General features: G+C 46.2%; 11 protein-coding genes. All 11 read left to right on the top strand.

The window, feature by feature from the left end; translation table 11 throughout:
- Positions 1 to 71 precede the first annotated feature (71 nt).
- A complete protein-coding gene (locus J2T20_RS09780) occupies positions 72 to 272 on the top strand; it encodes a cold-shock protein (RefSeq protein ID WP_019914582.1) in 201 nt (66 codons plus the stop codon).
- A 93-nt stretch (positions 273 to 365) separates the two neighbouring features.
- Positions 366 to 596 carry a cold-shock protein gene (locus J2T20_RS09775; RefSeq protein WP_307587839.1) on the top strand — a complete coding sequence of 77 codons (231 nt, stop codon included), beginning with the start codon at positions 366 to 368 and terminating at the stop codon, positions 594 to 596.
- A gap of 224 nt (positions 597 to 820) precedes the next feature.
- The gene (locus J2T20_RS09770) at positions 821 to 2,230 is read left to right on the top strand and encodes a cytochrome ubiquinol oxidase subunit I (RefSeq protein WP_307587837.1); all 1,410 of its coding nucleotides are present in this window, start codon (positions 821 to 823) and stop codon (positions 2,228 to 2,230) included.
- Positions 2,217 to 3,233, top strand: a complete 1,017-nt coding sequence (gene cydB / locus J2T20_RS09765; protein ID WP_307587835.1) for a cytochrome d ubiquinol oxidase subunit II — start codon at positions 2,217 to 2,219, stop codon at positions 3,231 to 3,233. Before J2T20_RS09770 ends, cydB begins: the two co-directional genes overlap by 14 nt.
- Positions 3,233 to 4,975, top strand: a complete 1,743-nt coding sequence (gene cydD, locus J2T20_RS09760; RefSeq protein WP_307587833.1) for a thiol reductant ABC exporter subunit CydD — start codon at positions 3,233 to 3,235, stop codon at positions 4,973 to 4,975. Before cydB ends, cydD begins: the two co-directional genes overlap by 1 nt.
- Positions 4,972 to 6,738 (top strand): thiol reductant ABC exporter subunit CydC, encoded by a 1,767-nt coding sequence (cydC, locus tag J2T20_RS09755; protein ID WP_307587831.1) that lies wholly within the window; start codon positions 4,972 to 4,974, stop codon positions 6,736 to 6,738. The genes cydD and cydC overlap by 4 nt, the downstream gene beginning before the upstream one ends.
- Before the next feature lie 154 nt (positions 6,739 to 6,892).
- The gene (locus J2T20_RS09750) at positions 6,893 to 8,662 is read left to right on the top strand and encodes a M3 family oligoendopeptidase (RefSeq protein WP_307587829.1); all 1,770 of its coding nucleotides are present in this window, start codon (positions 6,893 to 6,895) and stop codon (positions 8,660 to 8,662) included.
- 107 nt (positions 8,663 to 8,769) lie between these two features.
- Positions 8,770 to 8,937: a CxxH/CxxC protein gene (locus tag J2T20_RS09745; RefSeq protein WP_307587827.1), complete on the top strand. Its 168-nt coding sequence runs from the start codon at positions 8,770 to 8,772 to the stop codon at positions 8,935 to 8,937.
- Positions 8,938 to 9,076: 139 nt separating this feature from the next.
- Positions 9,077 to 10,033 carry a GNAT family N-acetyltransferase gene (locus tag J2T20_RS09740; protein ID WP_307587825.1) on the top strand — a complete coding sequence of 319 codons (957 nt, stop codon included), beginning with the start codon at positions 9,077 to 9,079 and terminating at the stop codon, positions 10,031 to 10,033.
- A 110-nt stretch (positions 10,034 to 10,143) separates the two neighbouring features.
- Entirely contained in the window at positions 10,144 to 10,992 is an 849-nt protein-coding gene (locus J2T20_RS09735) for an EcsC family protein (RefSeq protein ID WP_307587823.1), read from the top strand.
- A 44-nt stretch (positions 10,993 to 11,036) separates the two neighbouring features.
- A complete protein-coding gene (gene rlmH, locus J2T20_RS09730; RefSeq protein WP_307587821.1) occupies positions 11,037 to 11,516 on the top strand; it encodes a 23S rRNA (pseudouridine(1915)-N(3))-methyltransferase RlmH in 480 nt (159 codons plus the stop codon).
- Positions 11,517 to 11,666 lie beyond the last annotated feature (150 nt).

Raw genomic sequence — 11,666 nt, 5'->3', positions numbered from 1 at the left:
CAATGTGTTAATTTTTTCTTTGTTTGAAGATAAAAAGAACATATTAATTTAAATTTGTGGAGGTAACACACATGCAAACAGGTACAGTTAAATGGTTCAACGCAGAAAAAGGTTTCGGATTCATCGAGGTTGAAGGCGGAAGCGACGTATTCGTTCACTTCAGCGCAATCACTGGCGACGGCTTCAAAACTTTGGACGAAGGCCAACGCGTTGAATTCAACGTTGTTCAAGGCAACCGTGGACCACAAGCCGAAAACGTTGTAAAACTGTAATATAGAAGGCACCGTCCCCGCTTGTGAAAGTTGGGACGGTCTTTTTTTATTTCGTTTAACCAACTTGTGACATAAAGGAAGGGAGGAACGGCAATGAACTACCGGAAGAAGCCTTTGGAGGAAATACCGGAAGAAAATACTGCAATATGGGCCTGTACCAGTGAGGGCTGTAATGGATGGATGAGAGATAATTTTGCATTTGAACATGCGCCTTCTTGCCGTCTCTGTGACTCCCCAATGGAACGCAGCATGAAGATGCTTCCAATATTGCTTAATTCGAATGGCGATCTCAAATCGCTGAAGAAGGGTATTTCCATTACCTAACCAACGCCTTTATGGGCCAAGATTTTTATAGATCGAATTCCAACTCCGAGACGGTAAAACCGTCTTATTTTTTTTGCTTTTTATCGATAAATTGTGATATTTGTCACAAATTTATACTTTTTAAGCCCGAAACAGGGTGTATAATGTGATTAATATCACACTTTGTTCGTTCGATTTTTGACAAAATATAAATACTGAATTGGGAAAAAAGGAAGGGGAGAATTATGGATATAGTAGCGCTGTCGCGTTTGCAATTTGCTTCAACGACGATTTTTCACTATTTCTTTGTGCCAGTATCGATCGGTTTAGCACTAATAATCGCAATTATGGAGACTATGTATGTAAGAAAAGGCGATGAAGAGTACAAAAGAATGGCACAGTTCTGGGGCAAGCTGTTCCTCATCAACTTTGCTGTTGGTGTAGTTACAGGGATATTACAGGAGTTTCAGTTCGGCATGAACTGGTCCGATTATTCGCGCTTTGTCGGGGACGTATTCGGTGCTCCGCTTGCTATTGAAGCACTGTTGGCCTTTTTTCTGGAATCTACGTTTATCGGTTTGTGGATTTTTGGCTGGGATAAGGTATCCAAAAGAATTCATCTGCTGTCCATATGGATGGTAGCAATCGGAACGATGTTATCCGCCTTCTGGATTCTGGCGGCTAACTCCTTTATGCAGCACCCTGTAGGCTTCGCTATTAATAATGGCCGAGCAGAGATGAATGACTTTTTTGCCTTGATTACCAACGGACAATTGATTGTTGAGTTCCCGCACACCGTGCTGGCTGCTTATGCAACCGGTGCATTTCTTATTACGGGAATCAGTGCATATAAACTGTTGAAGAAGCAGGATGTATCTTTTTTCAAGAAATCGTTCAAGATTGCAGCTATTGTAGGTATTATTTCATCCATTGGTGTAGCTGTGGCAGGACATGCACAGGCTCAATACTTGGTTGAGACTCAGCCGATGAAGATGGCAGCCTCTGAAGGATTATGGGGCAAAAGTGGCGATCCGGCACCTTGGACTGTATGGGCAAATATTGATCCTGAGAACAAGGTAAGCAGCGGCGAATTCAAAATCCCTTACTTACTCAGCTTTCTCTCTTACAGCAAGTTTTCCGGTGAGGTTAAAGGGATGAACGAGCTGCAAGCGGAGTATGAGCAAAAATATGGCCCCGGAAATTACATTCCTCCGGTGCGTACAACGTTCTGGAGTTTCCGCATCATGGTTGCGGCAGGTACAGCTATGATCTTCCTGGGCATGTATGCAATGTTCCTTATGTGGCGTAAAAAGATGGACCAACCGAACACCTGGTTTATGCGGTTTATGTTCTGGGGGTTACTGCTGCCTCCGATCGCCAATACAGCGGGTTGGGTAATGACAGAGTTTGGACGTCAACCTTGGACTGTGTTCGGGCTTATGCAGACTAAAGATAGCGTATCACCTAATATTACGAGTGGACAGGTGCTGTTCTCAGTAATTTCATTTACAGTTATTTATGCAATACTCGGAGCAATACTAGTGGGCTTATTCATTAAGGTGATCAAAAAAGGCCCTTATAACATGGATAACGATCACGATCACGGCTCTTCGCATGACCCATATAACAAGGAGGGATCCCATGCTTTCTCTTAATGAACTGTGGTTTGTGCTGATTGCAGTACTTTTTATAGGATTTTTCTTTCTGGAGGGCTTTGATTTCGGCGTAGGGATGGAAACGCAGTTCCTGGCTAAGAATGATACGGAGCGCCGAGTTTTGATTAACTCTATTGGTCCTTTCTGGGATGCGAATGAAGTGTGGCTGCTAACTGGTGCCGGTGCGATGTTCGCTGCTTTTCCAGAATGGTATGCTACATTATTCAGCGGCTTCTATATTCCTTTTGTCTTCGCATTACTAGCCTTGATTGCCCGCGGTGTCGCCTTTGAATTCAGAGGCAAACGGGATTCGCTGGCGTGGAGAAGAACTTGGGATGCCTGTATCTTCTTTGGCAGCTTCCTCCCACCGTTCCTACTGGCGGTAGTGTTCGCAAGCTTCATTAAGGGCTTGCCAATTGATGCAGATATGCAGATGTACGCGGGATTTACGGATATTGTTAATGTGTATACCGTAGTAGCCGGAATTACAGTAGTTATGCTGTGCTTGGTGCATGGACTGATGTTCACCACCCTTCGCACGGTCGGCGACCTGCAAGTTCGGGCGCGTAAACTGGCCCAGAAGTTACTGCTTCCATTGGGCGCGCTACTCCTTACGTTTGTAATTATGACCTATTTCATGACCGATGTATTTGAAGTGCGTGGAACGCTGCTTCTAATTGTAGTGATATTGGGTATTATTGCTTATGTACTCGGCGGATACTTCATGACGAACAAGAAAGACGGCTGGGCTTTTGGGATGACGGGGGCTGTAATGGCCTTGTCGGTAGCTTCGATTTTTATCGGGTTGTTCCCAAGAGTAATGATCAGCTCCATTGATCAAGCCTTCAACCTGACGATTACCAATGCTGCTTCGGGACATTACTCTCTGAAAGTAATGACGATTGTTGCGCTGACGCTGCTGCCGTTCGTTCTGGGATATCAAATTTGGAGTTACTTTATCTTTCACAAACGGGTTCACGAGAAGGAGCATCTTGAATACTAATGGATAAAAATTTGCTTGGGTACAAAGGAGTTAAGCCGGTCTTTCTGATCGTGGGCTTCCTTACCCTGGTGCAAAGCTTGTCTATTCTTCTGCTGGCTAAATGGCTGGCAGAAGTCATCTCTGCGCTGTTTGCGGGAGAACCGCTGAAGGAACAATGGGGCATTGCGCTATTGTTCCTTCTTGCATTTCTTGTAAGACATGCGTGTGCCATGCTGATGAGCCATGTCTCTTACCGCTTTGCAGAAGCGACCGGAAGCAGTATGCGCAAGGAAATGATGGATAAGCTGTTCCAGTTGGGGCCTCGAATGGTCGGTGACCGTGGAACCGGGAATCTGGTTACACTTGTATTGGAAGGAGTCACGAAGTTCCGTACATACCTGGAGCTTATCATTCCACGGATGGTAGGAATGTCTGTTACACCTGTTCTGCTGCTGTTGTATATCTTTACGCAGGATACGACGAGCGGCATTATCCTCACGGTAACGATGCCTATTATTATCGTTTTTATGATTTTGATCGGGTTGACGGCCCGTAAACAGATGGATCGCCAGTTAAAGTCTTACCGTACTCTGTCCAATCATTTCGTGGATTCGCTGCGCGGATTGGAGACGCTGAAATTTCTGGGACGCAGCCGCAGCCACAGCGAGAGCATTGCAGCGGTAAGTGACCGTTATCGGTCGGCTACTATGCGCACACTGCGCGTCGCCTTTTTGTCCTCGTTCGCACTCGACTTTTTCACGATGCTGTCGGTCGCTTCGGTAGCTGTAAGCTTGGGGCTGCGTTTGGTCAATGATCAGATGACGCTAGTTACGGGTCTTACGATTCTAATCCTTGCACCTGAATATTTCCTGCCCGTTCGACTGGTAGGTGCAGATTTCCATGCCACCTTGGATGGGAAGGAAGCCGGCGAAGCTATGAAGAGCATCATTGATAGAGATACGGTTAAGGCAGAGGTTCTAGATCGTTCCGTTTCCTCTACAGGCTCGGTATTTGATTGGCATAAAGATAGTGAATTAATACTGAATGACGTGGGTGTGGATTATGAGGAAGGTGGACATTCTTCGCTCGCAGGGATTAACCTTAAGGTTACAGGTGCCCGTAAAGTGGGGATTATCGGAGAGAGCGGCGCCGGTAAGTCCACGTTAGTCGATATATTGGGAGGGTTCCTGCATCCTACCTCCGGGAATATTACCGTCAATGGAACTCATGTCAGTGCATTGACGGATGAGGAGTGGCGGAAACAGACCTCCTATATTCCGCAAAGGCCTTATATCTTCAGTGGTACTTTGGCGGACAATGTGCGGTTCTATTATCCTGATGCATCCATGGATGAAGTAAGCAGAGTAGTAGATGCAGCCGGATTATCAAAGCTTGTGTCCTCACTGCCAAACGGACTGGGCGAAATGATCGGCGGCGGCGGCCGCTCACTTAGCGGAGGACAGGAGCAGCGTGTTGCCTTGGCCCGTGCCCTGCTTAGCAGCCGTCCAATTATGCTGTTAGACGAGCCGACTGCCCATCTGGACATCGAGACGGAGTATGAGCTGAAGGAAACGATGCTGCCGCTGTTCGCAGGGAAGCTGGTATTCTTGGCTACGCACCGCCTGCATTGGATGATCGATATGGACGTTATTATTGTGATGCACCAAGGCCAAGTAGCTGAGGTGGGTACTCACAGGGAATTGATTGCCCGCAAGGGTGTATATTATGAGCTTATTCAATCGCAATTGGAGGGAATCCATTGAAACGTGAAGGATGGTTTGCTCCCTATATATCGCCGTATTTCTGGCGTTTTGTACTTATAATCCTGCTTGGAGCGCTGACGGTTTTTTCAGCCTCTTCTCTGATGTATACGTCAGGATTTCTGATTTCGAAAGCGTCCACCCCTATTGAAAATATCTTAATGATCTATGTGCCGATTGTTGGTGTTCGCACTTTCGGGACCAGCCGGGCAGTGATTCACTATATAGAACGTCTGTTAGGGCATGATACGATTCTGCGGATTCTGTCCAAAATGCGTATTCGTCTCTACAATATTCTGGAACCGCAAGCGCTGTTTCTGTCCTCGCGTTTCCGTACAGGTGACATTCTGGGCATGCTGGCTGACGACATTGAGTATTTGCAAAATGTATATCTACGTACGGTATTTCCTAGTGTAATCGCTTTGTTGCTCTATGCGGCTGTGGTCATTTCACTGGGAACGTTTGATATCGCCTTTGCGCTGCTGATGGCGTTGTATATTCTGGTATTGGTTGTAGTGCTTCCACTCATTTCGCTGCTGTTCACACAAAAGCGTCAGCGGGAAGTCAAGCAGGAGCGCAATAGTCTTTATCAGAAGCTGACCGATGCCGTACTGGGCATGGGTGATTGGGTGATCAGCGGACGGCAGGCTCAGTTCGTAGATACCTATGAAGCGGATGAGAAAAGAGTTGCCCGTACCGATGCTGCCCTGCGGGGGTGGGCTCGACTTCGAATGTTCATTGGGCAGGCGATTGTTGGTGTTGGCGTTGTCTCCTTGCTGTTCTGGGCAGCGGGACAATACGCTAGTGGTGCGATTGCGGGTACGCTAATTGCTGCTTTTGTATTGGTGGTATTCCCTGTGGCAGATGCGTTTCTGCCTGTATCCGAAGCGGTAGAGAAGATTCCGCAATACCGCAACTCTCTGGAGCGGTTAGCCGGAGTGGAAGTCGATGAGGAACATGCAGTGGCTGCTGGGTTGACGCTGGACAATACTGCTGCGGCGGCTATGGATGTACAATCTGTTCACATTCAGCTGAAAAATGCCGGATACCGCTATGGAGCCAGTGAAAGTGAAGAATGGTCGATACGCGATCTGAATCTCGACATTCCACAAGGTAAAAAGATCGCAATTATCGGTCGTAGTGGAGTTGGTAAATCAACATTGCTAAAGGTCATTCAAGGCGTGATTAAGCCTTCCGTTGGGTCGGCTGTGATTAACGGAATGGATGCTGCAGCTTATGGAGATAGAATTCCTTCGATTATTTCAGTGCTGAATCAGAGTCCGCATCTGTTCGATACTACGGTAGCTAATAATATCCGTTTGGGAGACCCGAAGGCGTCTGACGAGGCGATTAAGGAAGCTGGAGCACTTGCGAAGCTGGATACATTAATCTCTTCACTGCCAGAGGGCTATAATACACCTGTGCGTGAGGCAGGACAACGCTTTTCCGGCGGGGAAAGACAGCGGATAGCACTCGCGCGTATTTTGCTGCAGAATACACCTGTTGTTGTACTCGATGAGCCGACTGTTGGACTGGATCCGCGGACGGAGCGCGAGCTGCTGGCTACGATTTTTGAGGCGATGGCTGGGAAAACGTTGGTTTGGGTGACGCATCATCTGGTGGGTGCGGAGCAGATGGACGAAGTCATTTTCATGGAAAATGGTTCTGTGGAAATGCGCGGCACGCATGCGGAACTGATGGAACGGGAGCCGAGGTATCGCCGATTGTATGAGCTGGATCGACCGGCGGAGTTTTTGAGTGTATAGATGACGATAAGATTCCTTCTGACTCCTGAGCGGGGTGGAGGGGATCTTTTTTTGTAGGGAGAAATAAATTGAAAAAACAAAAAGATCATGGTAGGGTTTAATTATTATGGGAATTATTAACTTTCCATATTATAAGCTAGGGGGATGTTTACCAATGAATCTAACCTGGAATCTAGACAGCCTATATACTTCTTTTTATTCAGAGGAATGGAAAGCAGATCGTGAACGACTCAAGCATCATATACAAGCTTTAAAAGAATGGACAGTTCTAAGTTCTAACGATAGGAATGAGCCTTCTACTCTCATAGAGGAGTTTTTAAAGAGGAATAATGCATTCAAAAGCGTATTCGCTTGTTTGTCTTGTTATTTGGAACTAATCCTAAGTGCAGATAGCCGAAATACGGAAGCAATGGATATGCTGGATGATATTGAGGGTGAAGGTGCAGAGGTAGTGAATGCCTGTGTAGGCTTCAGCAAATGGCTTACTGCCGTAGACGGCTTAGGTGAGATTGTAGACTGTTCACCCTATCTTATAGAGCACCGGTTTTATCTGAATGAACTTCTGAGGCAATCCAAATATGTATTAAGTGAAGAGGTAGAGGCGGTTATTGCAAGGCTGCAAAGCACAGGGTCCAAGGCATGGCAAAGGTTGTATATGAATAGTGTCTCCAATGTACTTGTGGATGTTGAGGTTGAAGGAGAATCCCGTCGATTGTCACTCTCCGAACTGCGGAATATGGCCTACGACACAAACTCTACGTTGAGAAAAGCAGCATATTATGCCGAATGGGAAGCCTATAGGAGCATAGCAGAGGTAAGCGCGGCCAGTATTAATGGAATCAGCGGTGAGGCCCTTACGATATATGGGATGAGAGGGTATGAATCTCCTTTAGCAAAGGTTCTTACTGCCTCGAGAATGGACCGTGAAACCTTAGAGGTCATGTTATCCGCTATAAAAGAAAACCTGCCTGTATTTCATACCTATTATTTGAAGAAAGCTCAAAGGTTAGGGCATCCCGGGAGCCTTCCCTTTTATGATATTTTCGCCCCAATAAATGAAGGTATTAAAGTCCTAACTTATGCAGAGGCTAGGGATTGTATTGTCGACAGCTTCCGAACCTTTAGTGATGAGCTTGCCGATTTTGCCCAAAGGGTCTTTGATAATCACTGGATTGATGCCGAGCCTAGACCGGGAAAAGGAAATTACGGGATGTGTGTCGACATTTTTCCGCTAAAAGAAAGCCGTATCATGACCACCTTTACCGGGAGTTACACGGATGTAGGGGTGCTCGCTCATGAAATTGGACACGCCTACCATAGTTCCTGTCTTTCCGACGAAAAGATGATAAACACAGATTACCCTACTCCTATTGCGGAGACCGCTTCGATCTTCTGTGAAACCATAGTCAATCATGAATTACTTAGGCTCGCACCAAGAGAAGACGGTGTTTCCCTCCTGGAGCGAAGTATTTCGGATGCTGGATATTTTGTTGTTGATTTCTATGGAAGGTATTTATTCGAGAATCAGCTATACGAAAAAAGAAAGCACGGCACCTTGTCCGTTGAGGAACTGAATGAGCTAATGCTTGCTTGTATGCAGGAAGCTTACGGGCAGAGTATTGACCCTGCAACAATCCATCCTTATATGTGGATTAATAAAGTGGGATATTATATGTCGGGTAACGAGTTTTTGAATTTCCCCTATTCGTTCGGGTTATTGTTCTCCAAAGGTCTTTATGCGCAATATAAAAAACAGGGAAGAGATTTCGTTGCCCGATACCATACGTTCTTAAGCGCTACGAGCAAAAATAATATTGTTGATGCTGCAAAACTCATGGAGATTGATGTTCACTCGCTGCAATTTTGGAAAGATGCTTTAGCGCTTATTGCGGAAGAGATCGAAGATTTCGTTAACAGAGCTTAAAGTTTGTGATCCGGACGGAAAGGGAGTTCCCTTTTCCCTAGAATTATGGTAGAACAGTAGTAGTAATAGTATTACACCGTAGCGGCACAGAAAGGGATGCTTGGTTGATGTATGTAGTATGTAAGGAACATGTGGAATTAGCTATTGATATGTTTGTGGACGAATATGAGGATGCGCCTGATATTGTGGATTTGAAGGATACGGAATTCTCGGATTGGGATCCACCGGCAAAATGCGCAGAATGCGATAAGAATGCGGAGTATTTGGTGGTCTGACATATAGAAAATGTAGGATGAAGGGCGTGAATCACGTCCTTTTTTTGCGTCACAAATAATTATATATAAATAGTACCTGCTAATCCATAAAATGTAATGGTATGCTTGATAAAAAAAGGAAAGCGAGCAGTGATTACCATTGGCTGAAATCGAGATCCGGAATTATCAAGTGGGGGACTTGCCGTTATTAGGTGGGCTGTACAATGCAGTAAATACCAGAGAGAAGGTTACTTTTTGGTGGGTAGGGGAAGAAGACAACTATGTGAATGTTTACTGTGCTTTTGAAGGTGGGAAAATGGTGGCTAAGGGACAGGTAGAAGTATTTGATATTGTTCCTCCCGGCCGTACCACTGACAACAAACATAAGATTTTCATCAATCTGAGGACCATCCCGGAGAGGGAAAAGGATTATGAATTGATGGACAGTGTGTATGAGTATCTGTTCTCCCGCGCCCAGCAGCTCAAAGAATCTTTTCCCAGTGAATACTCTACACTTATGTGTGTAGGGAATGATCCTTCAGATAACCTGAATAACCAGTATTTTGCGAAGCATCGAGGGTTCAGCCATTACAAGAACTTGTATTCCATGGAGCGTGACCTCACCGAATCTATACAGCCCCTTGTACTGGAGGAAGGCTATGACTTTACCTATTGGTCAATAGAGACAGCCCGTATGGAGCAGGAGTATTTGGAATTAGAGGCTGAGGTGTGGCCGGATAGTGCGCTGGGAATTGGCAGGCTGACTCAGTACAAGCAAAACCCACTATGGACGTCAATGGTGATTCGTCAGGGAGAAGAAATTGTAGGCTGCACGATGGCCTGGAAAAGCGAAGAGAGTGGAGAAACGGTAGAAGTTGAAGGAACCGAAGGCATTGCAGGAATCGGGGTTGTCGAAGATGTATTTGTAAGAGAGCCGTGGAGAAAACGCGGAATGGCCAAGTATTTGCTTGTTCAAGCCTTATCTTATTTGAAAGAGCAGAATCTCGCCCGTGCGCAGTTAATGGTACTCACAACGAATGAATCGGCCTTATCCTTATATACTTCCGTTGGATTCCAAGTAGCTTCTGAGGAAATCAGACAATGTATTGAGATTTGATTAATCCTGTGAGATGAAAAGCGATTGTTCCGAATCAGAACTCGGAGCATCGCTTTTTTTCGTTGGCCTATCGTATGTTAAACTAAAGAAACTCACCGGGAGGTATTTATATGACAGAAACGATTAATATATCTACACATTTGGAGACACCGGATCAACTGCAGGCGGCACTTGCCGAAGTAACAAGATGGGAGAATTCACAGAACCAGTTGATGATATGGGATCGCGTCATGCGCCTCCCGTTCAAGCTGCTGGATAAGATTACACCCAAGATCATTAGCGATAAAATAGGTCTGGTATTGGACGAGCTGGGCAGCTATATCCAAAACGGCGGAAATTACTTGGTCGCTGGTCGCAAGGTAGGCACGATAATGGCTGCTCAAAGTGTAGCCTCTGGAGGTCTGGAGACGGGGCCATACTCTCTGTCTGTTATGAATGCCGCTTCCCTGCAGTTATCGAATAGCCGCCGCAATTTCGCCACTGCACAAGGAGCAACTACCGGATTTGGCGGTCTATTCACACTTGCTGCTGACATTCCAGCCTCACTAGGGTTATCCCTAAAGGTTATTCAAGAGATCGGTCTGTGTTATGGTTATGATCCTACAGAGAAGACAGAACGAATATTCACAGTGAAGGTTATGCAGTTTGCTCTATCGGACATCGTAGGTAAAAAGGCTATCCTTGAAGAGTTAAACTTGCAGACAGGTGGAGACGGTGATATCACGGCCGGCGCCCATGCAGCCATCTCCAAAATTCAAGGCTGGAGAGAGGTTATTACCGTGTACCGCGATAATTGGGGCTTGAAGAAATTGCTGCAGACCATTCCGGTTGCGGGGATGTTTTTCGGTGCTTACACCAATCGGAAAACGCTTGAGGAAGTAGCGGAAGCCGCGCGTATGCTGTATCGTAAGAGAAGGATTTTGGATAGGTTGGCGAGGAGCGGGGAGTTCGCGAAGTGATGGAAAATAACTATTTAATATAAGAGAAACAGTTGGAGGAATTTATGCTTATTCAAATTATCGGCGTAGGCAAATTGAAGGAAAAGTATTTGATGGACGGCATCGCTGAGTATGCCAAACGGCTTACGCCATACCTCAAGTTCCAAGTGATTGAGGTGGCGGATGAAAAAGCACCCGACTCTCTCAGCGAAGCTGAGGTCGGGATGGTGAAAGCGCGCGAGGGCGAACGTATCCTCGCGCAGATTAAGAGCGAGGCGCATGTCATTGCGCTCGCGATCGACGGCAAGCTCTGGAGCTCGGAAGAGCTTGCCGGAGAGATCGACAGGCTCGGCACCTACGGGACGAGCCATGTCGTCTTCGTCATCGGAGGGAGCCACGGGCTCTCCGATGACGTCATGCGCCGCGCGCAGCAGCGCATGAGCTTCGGGCGCATGACGCTGCCCCATCAGCTCATGCGCCTGGTTCTGGTGGAGCAGATTTATCGCGCCGTGAAGATAAATCGGGGGGAACCGTATCATAAGTAGGGGCAAGTTTATTGGGGAATGCTGTGGAGCATGTGGAATAGTGAGGTTGAGCGTTTAAGTTTTTGTTTTACTGCTTTTAAGTTGAAATTTTTTTATAAAAAGGGGTTATTAGAAACTTGTAGAATTCTATATCAGTTGTAGAAATGCATA

Origin of the sequence: Paenibacillus wynnii, assembly GCF_030812855.1 — a bacterium.
GTDB classification, from domain to species: Bacteria; Bacillota; Bacilli; order Paenibacillales; family Paenibacillaceae; genus Paenibacillus_AQ; species Paenibacillus_AQ wynnii_A.
The sequence above is the reverse complement of the archived record's forward strand: the minus strand, read 5'-3'. Positions and strand labels throughout refer to the sequence as shown.

Excerpts from the sequence above, each read along its gene's own strand:
- J2T20_RS09780 (WP_019914582.1), top strand. The coding sequence starts at position 72 with ATGCAAACAGGTACAGTTAAATGGTTCAACGCAGAAAAAGGTTTCGGA.
- J2T20_RS09775 (WP_307587839.1), top strand. The coding sequence starts at position 366 with ATGAACTACCGGAAGAAGCCTTTGGAGGAAATACCGGAAGAAAATACT.
- J2T20_RS09770 (WP_307587837.1), top strand. The coding sequence starts at position 821 with ATGGATATAGTAGCGCTGTCGCGTTTGCAATTTGCTTCAACGACGATT.
- cydB (WP_307587835.1), top strand. The coding sequence starts at position 2,217 with ATGCTTTCTCTTAATGAACTGTGGTTTGTGCTGATTGCAGTACTTTTT.
- cydD (WP_307587833.1), top strand. The coding sequence starts at position 3,233 with ATGGATAAAAATTTGCTTGGGTACAAAGGAGTTAAGCCGGTCTTTCTG.
- J2T20_RS09750 (WP_307587829.1), top strand. The coding sequence starts at position 6,893 with ATGAATCTAACCTGGAATCTAGACAGCCTATATACTTCTTTTTATTCA.
- J2T20_RS09745 (WP_307587827.1), top strand. The coding sequence starts at position 8,770 with ATGTATGTAGTATGTAAGGAACATGTGGAATTAGCTATTGATATGTTT.
- J2T20_RS09735 (WP_307587823.1), top strand. The coding sequence starts at position 10,144 with ATGACAGAAACGATTAATATATCTACACATTTGGAGACACCGGATCAA.
- rlmH (WP_307587821.1), top strand. The coding sequence starts at position 11,037 with ATGCTTATTCAAATTATCGGCGTAGGCAAATTGAAGGAAAAGTATTTG.